This is a genomic window from Cryobacterium sp. TMB1-7, from assembly GCF_004402435.1.
In the GTDB taxonomy this organism is placed as follows: Bacteria; Actinomycetota; Actinomycetes; order Actinomycetales; family Microbacteriaceae; genus Cryobacterium; species Cryobacterium zongtaii.
Genome location: NZ_SOFZ01000024.1, coordinates 59,549 through 76,754 on the forward strand (window position 1 = coordinate 59,549; position 17,206 = coordinate 76,754).

Here is a 17,206-nt window from a genome sequence, read left to right on the forward strand (position 1 = left end):
GCCCTCTGCGCAAGTCTCCCGAGTGCGGAAAACCGCTACAACCGGGAAACGCCGTTAATAATCAGCGGGAGCGTAAATGACCACAGGCGGCACCGCCGCGGCCGGCTCCAGGACCCGCTCGAGCAGGTCGAGGGTGCAGATGTCCGGCCCGACCAACGGATGCAGCCGGTCGGCCCGCAGCGGGCCATCCGTCTGTTCGAGCAGCGTCTTGATCAGGCCGAAGTGCACAGTGCACACCTCGGGGTGCAGCTTCACCATCTCGCTGTACGGACAATCGTGCAGGTGCACGTGGGTGCCGTCAGAGTCGTGGTCGGAATCGAAGCCGCTGGCGTCGAGGTGGTCGTCGAGCGCGTCCATCTGGCACTGGCGCGGGGAGGTGTCGACGGTTTCGAGGGGCAGGAGCCTCCGCACGAGGTCACCGCGGCGCTGTGCGGCTTCGGCCTTGGCCGCGCGCACCGAACCGGGCTCGGCGGAACCGGCCGCCGCGCTGTAGAGCATGCGGGGGCGACCCTTGGTCTCGCGGGTCTCCGGCTGGCAGGTGATGAAACCATCGTCGACCAGGCGCTGCAGATGTTCTCTGGCGGTGTTGGGATGCAGCCCGGCCGCCTCGGCGAGGTCGCCGACGGTCATGGTTCCGCGACGCTGCAGGTGCAGGAGCAAAGTGATCCTGCTGATCGAGGCGAGCGTGCGATAACTCGGGGCGGAGCGGGGAACCATGGAGCCCAGTATGGGCCACCGTCCAATCTGGCGGTACCCCCTGCCCCTGATCGGGCGCCAGCTTCTGCTCGCCAGATGCCGTGAGTCGCCATCAGGAGGGGCGAGCCTGGTCCCGCCGGCAGGGTGGTCGCGGCGACGGAGGAGCGCTAGGGTCTGCGCGTGACGACGGATGAGCACGGGTGCTGCGCGCCCGCACACGAGGTGATACGCCAGGCCCGGCTGGCCGTGGGCGTAGACGATGCGGAGGCACCCCCGGGCACAGCCATGTCCCAGCTCCCCCCGGCACCGGCCGCTCCCGGCTCACTCGTCCGGCATCACCTCGACCAGGCGCTGGTGCCGGCGCAGGTCTTCGCCATGGGCGACGCCGACGGCGCGGGCAATCCCGGCGACGGCGAGACCCCCGTGCACGAAGTGCGGCTGGATGCCTTCTCCATCGACACGACGACGGTCACCAACGCCGCCTTCGCCCGGTTCGTGGCCGATACCGGGTATCGCACCGAGTCGGAGCTGTTCGGCTACTCCGCGGTGTTCCACCTCGCGTTGCAGGCCGACATCGATGACGTGGTCGGCCAACCCCCGCAGACACCCTGGTGGCTGGGGGTGCGCGGCGCGGACTGGGCGCATCCGGCCGGCCCCCGTTCGTCGCTCGACGGGCTGGCCGAGCATCCGGTGGTGCAGGTGAGCTGGAACGACGCGCTGGCCTACTGCGCCTGGGCGGGGCGACGGCTGCCGACCGAGGCCGAGTGGGAGTGCGCGTCGCGCGGCGGGCTGGCCGGCCGGCGCTACCCGTGGGGCGACGAGTGGGAGGAAGGGCAGCGCTGCAACATCTGGCAGGGCCGGTTTCCCGCGGTGAACACCCTGGCCGATGGCTGGCTCAGCACCGCCCCGGTGCGGGAGTTCGCGCCGAACGGCTACGGCCTCTGGCAGAGCGTGGGCAACGTCTGGGAGTGGTGCGCCGACTGGTGGGCGGAGGGCTATTACGCGCACTCCCCCGCCGAGAATCCGGCCGGCCCGGCGACGGGCGAGCAGCGTTCGATGCGCGGCGGCTCGTACCTCTGCCACGACTCCTATTGCAACCGGTATCGCAACTCCGCTCGGGCCTCCAACACCGCGGATTCCGCGGCCGGCAACGTGGGCTTCCGCACCGTGGCGCTGACCTGATCCGGCGCCGCCGAAGCACAACTCGTGCTCGATTCCGCCGGCGTGGCCGACCGCCTCGTCATTCCGGGGCGATCGCCGGTCGGCGGCTGGGAATCGCAGGAGTCATGCATCCGCGGGTGCGGATGGTTGTGGTCTGCTACCCCGGCGCGTGCAGCCGGGGCGCGTCGAAGAAGAGCAACTCGAGGGCCGCCGACCGCGCGAACACGGCGCGCATGAGCGCCCGGTCGACGGCCGTCGCGGTGGCCGCCGCGGTGTCGGTGAGCAGGATTGCCTGCCGGGTCGCGGCCGCGAACCCCTCGTCGGCGTAGGTCTCCAGCCAGTCGGCGTACGGATGCGCCGCGTCGCGCCGGCTCGCCGTGAAGCCGGCGTGCAGGCGCTCGCCGACATCCGCGTAGAGCCAGTAGCAGGGCAGGACCGCGGCCAGCAGCACCGCATAGTTGCCTGCCGCGCTGACCGCGACCAGGTGGTCGACGTAGGACCGGGTCACCGGGCCGGGCGCCGGGCGCGTGTCATGGCCGGTCAGCCAGGTGCGGTGCAGCTCGAGTTCCACCTCGATGCAGTTGGCGGCGCCGGTAGCCCAGAATTCCCGTTCGGCGGGGGTGGGCGCCAGGACGCTCGCCTGCGCCAGCACCCGGGAGTACGCGGCGAGGTAGAGGGCATCCTGGGCCAGGTAGTAGGCGAAGTGGCCGGCGGACAGGCTGCCGTCGCCGAGTTCCGCGATGAAGGGCAACGCATCGATGGCGGTGCGGGTTTCGGCGATGTCGGCCCAGAGCAGCCTGCTGAACGGTTCGGTGCGGCCCGGCTCCGGCCGCAGATCCGGGTCGGCATCCCCGCGTGATTCGGCGGCGTGAACGTTCATGGCGACATCCCTTCGCTAGTGCTAACTAGTCAGGTTCGACGGGTTTGGATCTCAGCGTCCGCATCCGGCGGAGGCACCCCGTGTCGCGTCCCACCCTAGCGGCCGGCAGGGCCGAAAGACTCTCGAATGCACCGGGCGCCGAACTGTACGCTGGACAGGCTGCTGCATTCTTCACCGGGTGAGCACGCGCTCCATGGCCGACGGGCCACCGGTCGTCGGCGTCGTCCTGGAAGGACACCGCACCATGCCTGACACCCCGACCGACACCACCATCGCGCCGCCCACGGTGTTGATCCTGGCGATCACGGCCTGCCCAACGGGCATCGCCCACACCTACATGGCTGCCGAGAAACTCGACGCGGCCGCCACCGAACTCGGCTACGAGATCCGGGTCGAGACGCACGGGTCCGTCGGAGTCGAAGGCACCTTCAGTCAGGCCGACATCGACCGCGCCGACGCTGTCGTCGTCGCCGCCGACACCCAGATCGACCTGTCCCGCTTCGGGGGCAAGCGCATCGTCTCCACCCGCGTCTCCGACGGCATCCACCGCCCGGCCGCGCTGATCGCCGAGGCGCTGGCCGCCGCCCCCACCGGCCGCGCCGCCGTGACCACGGATGCCCCGGCGAGCGCCGGGAAACGCGACATCGGCGGTTTCATCTACCGCGCGCTGATGAACGGCGTGTCGTACATGATCCCGTTCGTCGTCGTCGGCGGGCTGCTCATCGCGATCTCGCTGTCGATCGGCGGCGAGGCCACCCCGCAGGGACTCGTGATCCCCGAGGACAGCTTCTGGTTCACCATCAACCAGATCGGCGTGCTCGGCTTCACCCTGATGGTGCCGATCCTCTCCGGCTTCATCGCCTACGCGATCGCCGACCGGCCCGGGCTCGCACCCGGCATGATCTGCGGTTGGATCGCCACGACCGGCTCCTTCTACAACTCCGAATCGGGTGCCGGTTTCATCGGCGGCATCGTCACCGGTTTCCTGGTGGGCTTCGTGGCGCTGGGCATCAAGAAGATCCCCGTGCACCGCTTCATCAAGCCGATCATGCCGATCCTGGTCATCCCCGTGATCACCACCCTCGTCGTCGGCGGACTGTTCGTGCTCGCCCTCGGCCAGCCGATCGCCTGGGTGTTCTCCTCGATGACCGACTTCCTCTCCAGCCTCGACGGCGGCAGCGTCGTCGTGCTCGGCCTGATCCTGGGCGCGATGGTCGCGTTCGACATGGGCGGCCCGATCAACAAGACGGCGTTCCTGTTCGGTTCCGCGCTGATCGCCTCCGGCAACCCGGGCCCGATGGGCATGGTCGCCGCGGCCATCGCCGTGCCGCCGCTGGGCATGGGGCTGGCCACGGTCATCCGTCGCCGGTTCTTCACCCCGGTGGAACGCGAGGCCGGCATCGCCGCGCTGTTCATGGGCTTCTTCGGCATCACCGAGGGCGCCATCCCGCTCGCGGCGGCCCGCCCGCTGCAGGTCATCCCCGCGAACGTGCTCGGTGGCGCCGTCGCCGGTGCCATCGCCGCGATCGCCGGGGTCACCAACGCCGTGCCGCACGGCGGCCCGATCGTGGCCGTCTTCGGTGCCGTGAGCGGCGTGCCGATGTACTTCGTCGCGATTCTCTCCGGTGTGGCCGTCACCGCTCTGGTGTCGGTGCTGCTGATCGGCATCTCGGTGCGCAAGGTCGTGCCGGCGGATGCTGCCGCGGTTGCGGTCGCCGGTGCCGCTGCGGATGCCGCTGTGCCGGTTGCCGCGCCGGGTGCTGCGGCGAGTGCCGTGTCGCCCGTGGCTGCGGCGCCGGTTCTTGCCGCGCCTGCTGCCGCCGAGCCGGTGGCCCCCGCCCCGAAGACCGTGCTCGACTACATCGACGAACGCACCATCGTGCTCGACATCGACGAGACCGACCGGGACGCCGTCATCCGTCGTCTGGCCGGTCTGATGCAGACCACCGGGCGGGTGCTCGACGTCGACGCCGTCGTGCAGGCGGCCATGGACCGTGAACTGATCAGCACGACCGGCATCGGCGAGGGCATCGCGATTCCGCACGCCAAGTCCGACGGCGCCACCTCCCCGGTGCTCGCGTTCGCGCGCAGCCGAGACGGCGTTGACTGGAACTCGCTGGACGAGGCCCCTGCGCACCTGATCTTCATGATCGCCGTGCCGGAGGCCGCCGCCGGCACCGAGCACCTCAAGGTGCTCGCCCAGCTGTCCCGCAGCCTGATGAAGCCCTCGTTCCGCGCCTCGATCGAGATGGCGGCCACCCCGGCCGACGTGCTCGCGGCACTGGCGTCCTCGGTGCGGCCGGCGACTCCCGCCGCGCACTGACCCCCGTCCTGGACCGCACGTCGGGGCGGACTTTTTCGGGAAACACCGCCGCGCGCGCCTGCGCAACGCGGCGTTTCTCGAATTCCTCCGCCTTTACGTACCCCGTTCGGCCGAGTCGGCCCGGTCGGCCGCCGCCGCCCGAGTGAATGCGGCGCTACCGCGCGCTGCCGGCCGGCGCATCCCTCTGACCCGCCCTGGTTGTTCGCAGGGCGATGCCCGCCGGGGCGAGGCCGAGCGAAGCCAGGACGAGTGCCGTGTGACTCCAGCCCGAGGTGGCGAGGACCGTGCCTCCGCTGGCTGCGGCCCAGGTGCAGCTACGGCCGAGCGGCCACCAGGAGAAGCTGCCGCTGACGACGCCGGCGCGCTCCGACAGCTCGGCGAGGGGAGAGAACGGCCCCTCCACGGCGCAGGCGTAGTCCAGGCCGCCGTGCACCGCAACGAGGTACGCGCCGGAGGTGGCGATAGCGGCAAGACAGAGGCCGGCCGCGATGAGGACGGCACCGAATCGTGAACGCTCGGAGGCGGACAGCCGCTGCGTCCCGATGCCCCGAGGGAGGAGCGCCGTGCGCCCGAGGAGCACCGCGATGAGGCCGATCCAGAGCGGGCCACCGGCCAGGGTGAAGCCGAGGACCGCGGCTGCGAGGACCGCGGGACCGCCGGCAGCGCCCGGTTCACCGGGAATCCACTCGGCCGCAAGGAGCAATGACAGCGCCGCGAAGATCACTCCTGCATACCCGGCGAGCACGCTGCGCCCGCCGAGGCCCCAGCGACCGGTCGGCGGCGAGAACACCAGAAGCAGGGTGAGTGTGGCGGTGCCGGCGAGGGCGGCGACCGCTGCCAGCAGCGAAAGGCCACCGACGATCAGGTCCCAGGCCTGAGCCACCGTCGCGTCTCGGCTGAACATGAAGATCAGGGTGGCGACGGTAGCGCCGATGACCGCCGTAAGCATCACGGTGCCGGCAAAGCGCGCGGCATGACCCAGGTGCATCCGGGCGTCGGTGTTCCCCATGACTGCACGCTAGCGCAGTGGCCGGCGCTGGCTCACCGGCTGGTGTCTATCAGCGCCCCTCAGGGCCTGGCACCTGCTGCGAACGGGCGATGAGGGCGCTGGTGTGCGCACCGACACCGCGGCGCAGCACCTCGGCAAGGTTGTCGACGGTATCGACGTCGCGGCGGATCGACGCTGTGGCGGGCAGGTCGAGCGGCACGTGGCCGGCAGTCTCGTGCGCAGCACGGGAGCCGGGCCCGAACCGTGGAGTGAGCGTGATGCCGGCGCGGGCGAGCAACGTGGTGGTGCCGGTGCCCTCCTCGTCGGCAACCATGGCCAGGTCATGGGCGGTTGCGGCGGTGAGGGTCGACTCGACGTCAGCGACGGTGAGCGCGGGCAGGTCTCCGGTGAGCACAGCGACGCTGCAGAGCGGGTACTGCTCATGCGCCACCCGGATGCCCTCGGCGATGGCCGCGTTGAGCGGGTCCCGAGTTGCCACACAAGCGCCCGTCCCGGCATCCGAAGCGGATGTGTGCGGCACCTCGGGAACGATCTGGGCGCCCAGCGCCTTGAGCGGCGCGGCGGCGGCGGGGTCGGCGGTCACCACGAACACCTCCTGCACCATCTCGGCGGCCAGCAGTGCGGCCACGGTGTCCAGCGCGAATGCTTCGGCGAGCTCCCCGCGGGCCGGGAAGGTTTCCGGCAGCGCGCTCAGGCGGCTCTTGGCGCTCGCACTCCCCTTGACGGGCACCACGCACACCCATCTCACGCGGATGCGGTTCCGCGAGAAGCCACTTGAGGCCCACTGCTGCGCTCCGAGGGGGCCTCAACCGGCAACTCACCAGCCAAATCCTCTCGAGTTGCCACTTCAGGCCCTGTGCCGTGCGCGGTGGGGGCCTCAACCGGCAACTCACCAAGGTGGTCGTCGGCGGCAGCATCCGGAATCTCACGAGTTGCCGCAAAGTGCCCCCTCGCGGGCCCTATAGGGGACTTTTGCGGCAAGTCGGCATCAGGAATCTCACGAGTTGCCGCAATGTGCCCCCTTAGAGGCGCTGTCGGGGCATCTTCCGGCAAGTCGGCGGCCGCGGTCCTGTCATCAGCAGCCCTGGCCGTCCCCGCCTCATCAGCGTTCGTGGGTGCGCTATCCGTCCCACGGTCCGCCTCGGCAGCCGCCAGCCCGGCCGCATAACCCTCCGCGTACGCCTCGGCGCTGCCGACGCGGAACATGTCGTTCGCAGTGTCGCGCAACAGCCGGCGCGCGCCGCGATCCCCCGCGTCGATCGCGCCCACCAAGTGGCCGAGGCCGCGGAGCACGGCGACGGGGTTGCCGCTGGTCTTGCCCTTGATCAGGTCGGCGGCGCCGGCGATCTCGTCCGCGACGGCGGCGACGGTGACGTCGAGGCGGCGACCGTGCGCATCCATGCTGCCACGTAGGTCGTCGAGCACGGCCACGCCGGCAGCGCCGATGGCGATGTCGGTCTGGCCGTCCCGCCACGGGCGGCCAACGGTGTCGGTGATCAGCACCCCGAGATGCAGCCCGGTGGCGGCGCGGAGGGCTGCGCAGAGGCCGCGCGCGGAGGCATCCGGGTCGACGGGCAGTAGCAATACAGTGCCGTGCTCGACGTTGCTGGCGTCGACACCGGCGGCGGCCATCACCAGGCCCTGCCGGTTTTCGACGATGCGGGTGACCCCGCCCGGATGTGCACGGGTCGCGACGACCCGTACGGTCTCGTCGGCGATGGCCTGCTCCCGGTCGGTCGCGGCCACCTGCCTGCCCTCGGCCTTGGACACGATCTTGCTGGTCACGGCCAGGATGTCACCGTCGGCCAGACGGGACGCGGCGGGACCGGCGACGGCCAGGATGGTCGCGGCCAGGTCGTCGCCGGCCCGGACCTCGCCGATTCCGGGCAGCACGAACACCTCGAGCCGGTGGCGCGCACCGTCGGCCGCGGAATGCATCGCTACCGGGCGAGCTTCGGCAGCACGTCGCGGCCGAAGACGTCGATCCACTGGCGCTGGTTGCGCCCCACGTTGTGCAGGTAGATCTTGTCGAAGCCGAGGTCGACGAACTTCTGGATGTAGGCACGGTGGTCGTCGGGGTCGGCGGAGATGATCATCCGGCCCTCGAAGTCCTCCGGACGCACCAGTTTTGCCATCTGCTCGAATTCGAACGGCGAACGGATGTCGCCCTTGGGGAACTTCATGCCGCCGTTGGGCCACTCGTGCAACGCGTTGGCCATGGCCTCCTCGTCGGTCTCGGCCCAGCTCATGTGCAGCTGCAGCACCTTGGGCATGGTCGACGGGTCCTTGCCGGCCTCGCGGGCGCCGTCGTCGAACTTGCCGAACAGCATCGAGATCTTCTCGAGCGGGGCGCCGACGGTGATGAGGCCGTCGGCGTGCCGGCCGGCGCGCTTGGCGGTGACCGGGCCGGCGGTGGCGACGAGGATCTCGGGCGCGACCTCAGGCATGGTCCATAGCCGGGTGGACTCGAGCTTGAAGAACTGGCCGGAGTGCTTGACGTCCTTGCCGGCGATGCTGGCGGTGAACAGCTTCGAGATGATCTCGATGGCCTCGAACATACGGTTGATGCGCTCGGGCGCCTCGGGCCAGTAGCCGCCGACGATGTGCTCGTTGAGCGCCTCACCGGAACCCAGGCCCAGCCAGTGCCGGCCGGGGTACATCGAGGCGAGTGTGGCGGAAGCCTGCGCCACCATGGCCGGGTGCCAGCGGAAGGTTGGCGCGGTGACGCCGGGACCCATGTCGCCCTTGGTGCGCTCACCGATCGCGGCGAGAACGCTCCACACGAAGGAGGATTCGCCCTGGGCGGGCACCCACGGTTGGAAGTGATCGGCCGCCATAACCCCGGAGAAGCCGTGCTCCTCCGCATAGGCCGAGAGCGCCACCGCCTCGGCGGGGGCGAACTGCTCCAACATGGCCGCGTAACCGATCTGCAATTCCGACATACTGCCATCCTGCCACTCGCGTGTGTCGGCGAGGTTTCTGGAGCGCCCGCGCCAAATAGGCTTAGAGCCATGCGCATCGCTACCTGGAACGTCAACTCCATCCGTGCCCGCGTCGACCGAGTGGTCGACTGGATGGTGCGAGAGGACATCGACGTGCTCGCCATGCAGGAGATCAAGTGCAAGCCCGAGCAGTTCCCCGCGCAGGCCTTCGAGGACGCCGGCTACGAACTGGCCATCCACGGCCTCAGCCAGTGGAACGGCGTCGCGTTCGCCAGCCGCCACGAGATGACGGATGTGGTCACCGCCTTCCCCGAGATGCCCGGCTTCCTCAAGGGTGAAGAGGGTCCCGGCCTGCCGCTGGAAGCCCGCGCGCTGGGCGTGACCGTGAACGAGATGCGCCTGTGGAGCCTGTACGTGCCCAACGGCCGCTCGCTGGATGACCCGCACTACGTCTACAAGCTGGACTGGCTGACCCGGCTGAAGACCCACGCCGCCGACGAGCTGGCCAAGAACCCCCGGCTGGCGATGGCACTGATGGGCGACTGGAACGTGGCCCCGCTGGACTCCGACGTGGGTGACCCCACCCTGGTACCCGGCGTGTCCACCCACATCTCGCCGGCAGAGCGCAGCGCGTTCGAAGCGTTCGAGGCGGCCGGTTTCACCGACGTGGTGCGCCCGATCGTGCCGGAGGGCTTCACCTACTGGGACTACAAGCAGCTGCGCTTCCCGCGCAACGAGGGCCTGCGCATCGACTTCATCCTCGGCTCACCGGCCTTCGGTGAGCTCGTGACGGATGCGAGCATCCACCGCAACGAGCGCAAGGGCGACGCCCCGAGCGACCACGTTCCGGTGCTGGTGGACATCGAGACCGAGGACGAGGACGACGACCGCCCGATGATCTTCTAGGCCCCGCTGGTTGAGCTTGCCCCGCTGGTTGAGCTTGTCGAGACCCGGCGAGAGGCAAGCGGTGTCGCCCATACTTGACGCATGTCTCCTGCTGCATCCGGGAACGACGCGGCGCCACAAGCCCCCGCCGACGTTCCCGTCACCGTCTCCATCCGCCGTAAGGTCGACCCCGCCCGGTTCGACGAGGCCACCCACTGGGTGCAGACCGGGATGGACCTCGCCAACGAATACCCGGGCTTCCTCGGCTCCGGCTGGGTGCGCGCGCACGCCGGTTCCGCGCACTGGCACATGCTCTACAAATTCAAGGATGCGGCCTCGCTGGAGGCCTGGGAGCACTCGATCGCCCGCACCAGCTGGCTGCTCGAGGGTGAGGGCCTGGTGCTCGAGTCCCACGTGGTGCGGCGCACCGGCATCGAGGGCTGGTTCGACGACTCCCAGGTCAACGCCGGTCCGTCCGCGCCGGTCCAGCCGCCGCGCTGGAAGCAGGCCGTGGCCATCGGGCTGGGCTTCTTTCCGCTGAACGTGATCTTCACCTACCTCGTCACCGGGGTGGACCCGCACTGGAACGACATCCCGACCGTGCTCCGGATCCTGCTGACCACCTTCGTGATGGCGCCCATGATGACCTACGTGGTGATGCCGTTCATCACCCGCCGGCTGCGGCCATGGCTGCAGAAAGCGCCCAAAAAGAAGGCCTGATCGGCCCGACGCTCAGGCGAGCAGCGCCGCGACGATCACCAGCGCCGGGATCGCGCCGATCGTGGTGACCAGCACGGTGTCCCGGGCCACGACCACGCCCCGGTCGTAGCGGGACGCGAAGTTGAAGATGTTCTGCGCGGTCGGCAACGCGCTCACGGTCACCACGGCGAACAGCTCGGGGCCCTCGAGAGCGAACACGAACCTGCCGAACAGGTATGCGATCACGGGCATCAGCGCCACCTTGATCACCGACGCCGCGACCACCTGCTTGCGGCCGGTGCCGGCCTGCAGCAGTCGCTGGCCGTGCAGCGACATGCCGAACGACATCAACACCAGCGGGATCGCGGCACCGCCGATGATGTCCAGGGGCGCGATCACGGCGTCGGGTACCGGGACGCCGAAGGCGGCGACGAGCACGCCGAGAACCGAGGCGATGATCATCGGGTTCCGCAGCGGCTGGGTGAGGATGCTGCGCACCGACACCCGTCCGCGGGTGGACGCGTCGAGGATGCTCAGGGTGATCGGCGCGAGCACGAGCAGCTGCAGCAGCAACACCGGCGCCACATACTGGGCGCTGCCGAGCACGTAGATGGCCACCGGCAGACCGATGTTGTTGGCGTTGACGTAGGTGGCGCTGGTGGCGCCGAGCACCGTCTCCGGCAGCGGGTTTCGAAAGAAAATCCTGGCCAGCACGACATACAGCAGCATGCCGACGATCACGCTGCACAGCACCGTGGCAAGGAACGCGGAGAACAGCACCCGCACGTCCGCCTGCGCGAGCACGGTGAACAGCAGCGCCGGGGTGGCCACGAAGAACGCGATGCGGTTGAGCACCCGGCCGGCGTCCTCGCCGGCCACGCCGGTGCGCTCGACGACGTAGCCCACCAGGATCACAAACCCGATGATCGAGAACCCGACCAGTACACCGCCCACTCTTCGACCCTAGGGCCACCGCCGGTGCCGGGTTCGCACGCGGCTGCGGCGGTGGCCCTGACCGGAACCGGGCCGGTTAGCGCAGCAGCGCGTCCGCCGAGGATCCCGAGGTTCCGGACTCGGTCTCAAGCAAGACCTCTTCCACAGTGTGGTGCGCCTTCGGGTTCCGCACGAAGACCGCAGCGGCAATGGCGATCACTATGGCCACACATCCGGCCACGACGAACGCGCTCGACAGGCCGCCGGTGAAGGCGTCCCTGGCCAGTATCGTTGTCGCGGCGTCCAGACCGGTGGGGATGATTCCCTGGGCCACGGCCTCCGCACCGGCGAAGGTGGTGGAGCCGAGTCCCTCGGCCGTTCCGGCTGAGACCACGGCGGCGAGCACCGCGGTGCCCAGCGCGCCGCCGAGCTGCAGGGAGGTGGCTTGCAGTCCCCCGGCGACGCCGGCGAGCTGCACGGGTGCGCTGCCGACGATGGCCTCGGCACCCGAGGTCATCACCAGGCCCACCCCGAGCGCGAGAACGACGAACGGCACCGCCATGGCCACGTACGGCGAGTCGATACTGATCGGGGTGAGCCCGAACAATGCGCCGCCCACAAGGACCAGACCCAGCGACATGGTGAGACGGATGCCGAATTTGCTCACCAGGGCGGCGCCGATGGGCGAGGCGATGATCGACACTGCGCTCAGCGGCAGCAACATCAGGCCGGCCGCGATGCCCTCCTCACCGCGGAAGTTGAGCAGGAACAGCGCCAGAAAGAAGGTCACCCCGAAGAGGGCGAAAAAGTTCGCGGCTACGGCCAGGGCGCCCACGGTGATGGTGGGGTTCCTGAACAGGCCCATCGGCAGCAGCGGCGCCGCCACGCGGTTTTCCACGACCACGAAGACCGCGACGAGCACCAGTCCGCCGGCCAGAACGCCGAGGGGGAGCGGGCTGGTCCAGCCCCAGGACTCGGATTGGACGACGGCCAGCACAATGCCGAACAGCCCCAGGGCAAGCAGAACGACGCCCGCGATGTCGAACCGTGCGCGGCTCGTCGCGGAACTTTCCTTGAGCACCAGGCCACCCAGGATCAAGCCGATCACGGCGATGGGGGCGTTGATGTAGAACACCGATTCCCAGCCGAGGGTGCCCACCAGCGCGCCGCCCACGATGGGCCCGGCGGCGATGGCAACGGATGACGCGCCACCCCAGATGCCGATGGCCATGCCGAACTTCTCCCGCGGGAAGGTGGCTCGCAGCAGGGCAAGGGTTTGCGGCATCAGCAGTGCGGCACTCAGCCCCTGCAGTGCCCGGAAGGCGATGACGCCCTCGGTCGTGCCGGCCAGGCCGATCGCCACCGAGGTGACCGCGAAGGCCGCGACGCCGATGAGGTACATCTTCTTGCGCCCGAACCTGTCGCCGAGCTTGCCGCCGAGGATGAGGAAGACCGCCAGGGCCAGCAGGTAGGAGTTGGTAATCCACTGCAGTTCGGTGAACGAGGTGCCGAGGGCGTCGGAGATGGCGGGGTTCGCGACCGAGACGACGGTGCCGTCCAGCCCGACCATGAACAGGCCGAAGCAGACCGCGGCCAGGGACAGGCCCGGGTTGCCCCGGAGTGATCGGCGGCCGGTGGCCGGCCGAGTGGGGGTGGATGTGGACATGGTGGTACTCCAAACGGTGGTGCGGGAGGTGGGATGGTGTGCGTGCGCGCACGACGGACAACGCTCCGACGCGGGATGCCGAAGCGTGCGGGGTGGGACCGGCGGCGGCTAGCCGGGACCGGCGGTCGGGCCGGGGGTGCGAGTGCCGCGGCGCTGCGGAGACAGCACCGGAAGCAGCCACTCACGGACGATGCTCGCCAGTTCGTCTGCCGAGACCACATCATTGCGGGCGAGTGCTCGATCCACGATCGCGGAGAGGATCATGCGGGCGGCGAGAAAGGTGTCAGCCTGGTCGTCGATCCGGCCGGTCTGCTTGAGCAGGTCGAGGGCTGCGCTGACGGCCAGGTGCAGCGGTTCCGCGAGGTGCTCGGCCACCGCCGTCATGACAGCGGGGTCGGACCGGCCGGCGGCATCCAGAGCGAGCACGAGCTGACCGAAGCGCCCCACGGTGATGCTCCGCACAGCGGCGGTTATCGCCGTCAGCGCTTCGGCAAGGGTGTATGAGGCGTCGAGGACCGGAATGTCGATGGGGCCGAGTTTGGCCGCGACGGCCACGACCAGGGCGGTCTTGGTGGGCCAGCGCTTGTAGATGGTGGCCTTGGAGGAGTGCGCCCGCGCCGCGACGGCATCGATCGTCATCGCCGAGAACCCGACCTCGGCGAGGAGGTCGGTCGTGGCCTGCAGAACGGCATCCGCCCGCTCGGCACTGCGCCTACTCATCTTCCCGACCACATGTGTACTCTAACGTACACTTGTGCCGGTTCGTAAGCCCGGCTCTTTCGCCGGCGGATGCGCTCCCCTACGCTCGACTCATGCCTAACCTCGATGTTCCGGGCGCACGCCTCTACTACGAAAGCGACGGACACGCCTCCAAACCGGCGCTGCTGCTGATCCACGCGGGGATCGCGAACCTGCGCATGTGGGACCCGCAGATCGACGCGCTGGCCGCAGAGCACTTCGTCATCCGCTTCGACACCCGCGGCTTCGGCCAGACCAGTACCGAGGACGTCGAGTTCTCCAACCGGGCGGATGCCCTGGCCGTGCTCGACCACCTCGGCGTGGCCCGCGCGACGCTGATCGGGTGCTCCCGCGGCGGCACCATCGCCATCGATCTTGCGGTGGAGAGCCCTGACCGGGTGGCCGGGCTGATCGTGATCGGGGCGGGCCCGAGCGGGTTCCCCGACACCGAGCTGACCGAGGTGGAGGATGCCCGGTTCGACGAGATCGACCAGGCCTTCGCCGCCCAGGATTGGCACCGGCTGGCCCGCCTCGAGGCCGCGATCTGGGATTTCGGCCCGTTGCGCCGCGAGGAGGACCTCGACCCCGAATTCGTCTCCACCGCCTACGCGCTCAACCGGGTGAACGTCATCCACGCGGAGGAGCGCCCGGTGTCGCTGCCGCTCGAACCTCCCGCGTTCGACAGGGTCGTCGACATCGAGGTGCCCGCCCTGGTGACGGTGGGCGAGTACGACATGTCCGAGGTGCTCGCGGCGTACGAGTACCTGGTGACGACGCTGCCCCAGGCCAGTGGATGCGTGTTCCGCGACACCGCGCACCTGCCGAACGTGGAACAAGCGGCCGATGTGCAGCGGGTGCTGCTCGACTGGCTCACCGAAAACGCCCTTTAACGGCCGCGAAAGCGGCCACGTGGTTGCTTCGAGAGGCTCGAGGCAACCACACGACCGCTTTCGTGGGATGGTGGGGTGCGGAACTAGACGCTCGCGGCGGCTCGGGGCGAGCCTGTGACGGCGGGGGCGGCATCCAGCGGCCGGTTGTCGGCGAGCACCTTCTGGTAGGCGGGCAGCTCCACGAACAGCTCGTCCTTCAGCGGGTTGCGCTTGGTGCGCACGATGACGCGTACCTGGTAGACGACCACGGCGATGTTGGCGGCCAGCGAGATCGCACTGACGATGAACAGGGCGGTGGGGTTGTGCGAGGACTCGACGGCGAACTTCGAACTGGTCACGAAGGTGGGCACGGCCATCGTGAACATCATCCAGAACGCCAGGGTCTGCGCCCGGTGCTGCAGCCAGGCGCCGCGCTTGATGAAGAACGCGGGGATGGTGCAGGAGATCAGTAGGGCGGCGCCGGCGTAGAAGGAGTGGTCACCGACGGCGTTGTAGACGTAGGCGAAGTTCCACAGGTCGTACGCGATGATCCAGAACCAGAGCATGTCGGGCCAGATCATGTCCTTCTTCTTGCCGCGGCTGATGATGATGCCCGCCCAACCGCAGATGGTGACGAGGTTGAGCAGCCCGGCGATGCCGTTCATGATGTTCCACGGGCCGCCGACCATGAAGACGCCGTCGACCATGCCCTGCATGCCGTAGACCTGGAAGTCACGGATGACCGCTTCGAAGATGTTCAGCGCGAGGATCGCCGCCGGGAACATCAGCCAGTACTTGTTCTTCGCCAGCTTCGGGATGAAGCGGATGGCCATGAAGCCCAGGCAACCCGCCAGCGCGGAGTACACCTTGACCCAGTGGAACCAGGTGCCGGTGCTGGAGTCGGCGCCCGCGGTGTGGGGCCAGACGAAGATGGTGAGCACCACCGGTAGCCCGATGAACAACACGAGGGCGGCCCACTTGCTGGCCCGGGCGATCTCGTTGGCAAGCATGAGGCCCGCCACCACCGCAACCCACATCAGCGTGGAGTACCAGGGGATTGACTCGTACAGGAACATCTTCGTTTCTCCTTATTCGGTTTTCTTTGTGGGGTGGTGCGTCTTACGGGTGGTGCGTCTTCACGGGGTGGTGTTCGTGGTGCCCATGTCCAGGTGCAGTGTCTGTCGCACGATGGCGACGAGCACCTGGTCGTCGACGTCGGGCGACGAGCGCACGAGGCCGATCAGTCCGTAGACCAGGACGTAGAAGACCTCGCCGACGTGTTCGATGTCAATGTGGTGCGCCCGCGCGTAGGCCTCGACGGTGGTCACCCGCAGGCGCTCGACGATGGCGCGCACGGCGCGGTCCACAAACCGGTTGTACAGTCCGGCGTTCTCGGGGTGGCCGAGGTCTTCACGGAACATGTCCTTGGCGTGCAGGTGGTGGCGGAACAAGACCACGCAGTCCAGCAGCGCCTTGGCCACATTGCCGGGCTCCCGGTCGGCGTCCCAGCGGGAGACGGCGTCGACGAACTCAGTGATGTGGTCCTCGAAGATCAGGTCGATCAGAGCGTCCCGGTCGGGAAAGTAGTGGTAGATCAGGCCCCGCGTGACGCCGACGCGCTTGGCGATCTCGGTGACGGAGACCTTGGCAACGCCCCGTTCGGCGAAGAGCTGCCTGGTCGCGGCGACGATCTCGTCATGGCGCTCGTCGGGCTGCTTGCTCTGGCGAGGGGAGGCCGTCGGGGTGCTCATGCTTGAACGCTACTCCCGCCGTTGACACGGCGTCAATGACACCGCGTCAATCGCCCCGAACTGGGGAGTGCGCCGCTAGGGGACTCTCCGTCCCGCCGTCGAACCACTAGCCTGTGGAAGCCGCACCATTCATCAGGGGGATTGATGTCATCGAGCAGCGCCATTCGCGACTTCGCGCAGTACGTCGGGCGATTCCGCTGGCCGCTCAGCGCGGCCGAACTCACCGACACCACCCGCTGCCCGGCCTGCGCGGCCACGCTGCCGGCGCCGGTCTGCCCGTCCTGCGGGCTCGACCTGCGTCATCCGGCCGCCCGTGAGCTGCTCACTGCGTCGACGGATGCCGCCACCGCCCTCGACAGACGGGTGCAGCTGATCGGTCAGATCCGCTTCGAAGTGGCCGAGGCGGAGGCGGCCAGGGCCGTTGCGGCAGAGCAGCTGTTGGCGGTGCAGCTGGTGGCCGCACACGCCGACAAGGCCGAGCGCCAGGCCCAAGCACAGGCACAGGCACAGGCACAGGCACAGGCACAAGCACAGCGCGCCGCCGAGGCTGCGCGTGCCGCACAGGCCGCCGCGCGGGCCCTCGCACAGGCATCCGCCGCCACCCAGGCCGGCGCGCAGACCCCGGTCAGCGTCGCCGCCGCGGCCCCGGCCTCG

At 69.2% G+C, this 17,206-nt stretch carries 16 protein-coding genes, 1 pseudogene and 1 riboswitch; of the genes and pseudogenes, 6 read left to right on the forward strand and 11 right to left on the reverse strand.

The features are described from left to right. Positions 1 to 54: 54 nt before the first annotated feature. Positions 55 to 717, reverse strand: coding sequence for a metalloregulator ArsR/SmtB family transcription factor (locus E3O60_RS11145; protein ID WP_088457469.1), 663 nt, complete (start codon positions 715 to 717; stop codon positions 55 to 57). Positions 718 to 876: 159 nt separating this feature from the next. Between E3O60_RS11145 and E3O60_RS11150 the strand changes: the two genes are divergently transcribed. Beyond that, positions 877 to 1,878: a formylglycine-generating enzyme family protein gene (locus tag E3O60_RS11150; protein ID WP_370028200.1), complete on the forward strand. Its 1,002-nt coding sequence runs from the start codon at positions 877 to 879 to the stop codon at positions 1,876 to 1,878. A 136-nt stretch (positions 1,879 to 2,014) separates the two neighbouring features. On the opposite strand, the gene E3O60_RS11155 is transcribed toward E3O60_RS11150, so the two are convergent. After that, a complete protein-coding gene (locus E3O60_RS11155; RefSeq protein ID WP_134408643.1) occupies positions 2,015 to 2,737 on the reverse strand; it encodes a hypothetical protein in 723 nt (240 codons plus the stop codon). Further along, positions 2,728 to 2,828: riboswitch (TPP riboswitch) on the reverse strand. It overlaps the preceding gene by 10 nt. An 87-nt stretch (positions 2,829 to 2,915) precedes the next feature. On the opposite strand from E3O60_RS11155, the gene E3O60_RS11160 reads away from it, so the two are divergent. Then, on the forward strand, positions 2,916 to 5,060 hold the full coding sequence (locus E3O60_RS11160) for a fructose-specific PTS transporter subunit EIIC (protein ID WP_198415713.1): 2,145 nt from the start codon (positions 2,916 to 2,918) through the stop codon (positions 5,058 to 5,060). A 154-nt stretch (positions 5,061 to 5,214) separates the two neighbouring features. Here E3O60_RS11160 and E3O60_RS11165 read toward each other — a convergent pair whose 3' ends face one another. Genes E3O60_RS11165 through E3O60_RS11180 form a run of 4 tightly spaced genes read right to left on the reverse strand, consistent with a single transcriptional unit; the run spans position 5,215 to position 9,011 of the window. After that, complete coding sequence (locus tag E3O60_RS11165) at positions 5,215 to 6,069, reverse strand: hypothetical protein (protein ID WP_134498085.1); 855 nt, start codon at positions 6,067 to 6,069, stop codon at positions 5,215 to 5,217. A gap of 49 nt (positions 6,070 to 6,118) precedes the next feature. Then, positions 6,119 to 6,802: a 2-phospho-L-lactate guanylyltransferase gene (gene cofC / locus E3O60_RS11170; RefSeq protein WP_241993248.1), complete on the reverse strand. Its 684-nt coding sequence runs from the start codon at positions 6,800 to 6,802 to the stop codon at positions 6,119 to 6,121. Positions 6,803 to 6,813: 11 nt separating this feature from the next. Continuing rightward, positions 6,814 to 8,007, reverse strand: coding sequence for a coenzyme F420-0:L-glutamate ligase (cofE, locus tag E3O60_RS19115; RefSeq protein ID WP_134498089.1), 1,194 nt, complete (start codon positions 8,005 to 8,007; stop codon positions 6,814 to 6,816). Between the two features lie 2 nt (positions 8,008 to 8,009). Beyond that, positions 8,010 to 9,011 carry a TIGR03557 family F420-dependent LLM class oxidoreductase gene (locus E3O60_RS11180; RefSeq protein WP_088457473.1) on the reverse strand — a complete coding sequence of 334 codons (1,002 nt, stop codon included), beginning with the start codon at positions 9,009 to 9,011 and terminating at the stop codon, positions 8,010 to 8,012. Between the two features lie 69 nt (positions 9,012 to 9,080). On the opposite strand from E3O60_RS11180, the gene E3O60_RS11185 reads away from it, so the two are divergent. Both E3O60_RS11185 and E3O60_RS11190 read left to right on the forward strand, forming a co-directional pair. After that, on the forward strand, positions 9,081 to 9,917 hold the full coding sequence (locus E3O60_RS11185; protein WP_088457474.1) for an exodeoxyribonuclease III: 837 nt from the start codon (positions 9,081 to 9,083) through the stop codon (positions 9,915 to 9,917). Positions 9,918 to 9,998: 81 nt separating this feature from the next. Next, complete coding sequence (locus tag E3O60_RS11190; protein ID WP_088457475.1) at positions 9,999 to 10,616, forward strand: antibiotic biosynthesis monooxygenase; 618 nt, start codon at positions 9,999 to 10,001, stop codon at positions 10,614 to 10,616. 12 nt (positions 10,617 to 10,628) lie between these two features. Here the strand turns inward: E3O60_RS11190 and E3O60_RS11195 are convergent, their stop codons facing one another. The 3 genes from E3O60_RS11195 to E3O60_RS11205 form a co-directional block, all read right to left on the reverse strand. After that, the gene (locus E3O60_RS11195) at positions 10,629 to 11,549 is read right to left on the reverse strand and encodes an AEC family transporter (protein WP_088457476.1); all 921 of its coding nucleotides are present in this window, start codon (positions 11,547 to 11,549) and stop codon (positions 10,629 to 10,631) included. Positions 11,550 to 11,625: 76 nt separating this feature from the next. Further along, the gene (locus E3O60_RS11200; RefSeq protein ID WP_134498091.1) at positions 11,626 to 13,194 is read right to left on the reverse strand and encodes an MFS transporter; all 1,569 of its coding nucleotides are present in this window, start codon (positions 13,192 to 13,194) and stop codon (positions 11,626 to 11,628) included. 108 nt (positions 13,195 to 13,302) lie between these two features. Further along, positions 13,303 to 13,914 (reverse strand): TetR/AcrR family transcriptional regulator, encoded by a 612-nt coding sequence (locus tag E3O60_RS11205; RefSeq protein WP_134498093.1) that lies wholly within the window; start codon positions 13,912 to 13,914, stop codon positions 13,303 to 13,305. Between the two features lie 92 nt (positions 13,915 to 14,006). On the opposite strand from E3O60_RS11205, the gene E3O60_RS11210 reads away from it, so the two are divergent. After that, positions 14,007 to 14,822 (forward strand): alpha/beta fold hydrolase, encoded by an 816-nt coding sequence (locus E3O60_RS11210; protein ID WP_088457478.1) that lies wholly within the window; start codon positions 14,007 to 14,009, stop codon positions 14,820 to 14,822. A gap of 83 nt (positions 14,823 to 14,905) precedes the next feature. Here E3O60_RS11210 and E3O60_RS11215 read toward each other — a convergent pair whose 3' ends face one another. Both E3O60_RS11215 and E3O60_RS11220 read right to left on the reverse strand, forming a co-directional pair. After that, positions 14,906 to 15,877 carry a DUF5692 family protein gene (locus tag E3O60_RS11215; RefSeq protein ID WP_088457479.1) on the reverse strand — a complete coding sequence of 324 codons (972 nt, stop codon included), beginning with the start codon at positions 15,875 to 15,877 and terminating at the stop codon, positions 14,906 to 14,908. Between the two features lie 60 nt (positions 15,878 to 15,937). Further along, a complete protein-coding gene (locus E3O60_RS11220; RefSeq protein ID WP_088457480.1) occupies positions 15,938 to 16,552 on the reverse strand; it encodes a TetR/AcrR family transcriptional regulator in 615 nt (204 codons plus the stop codon). A 144-nt stretch (positions 16,553 to 16,696) separates the two neighbouring features. On the opposite strand from E3O60_RS11220, the pseudogene E3O60_RS11225 reads away from it, so the two are divergent. Further along, positions 16,697 to 17,206: pseudogene (locus E3O60_RS11225) on the forward strand (hypothetical protein); the annotation flags it as partial.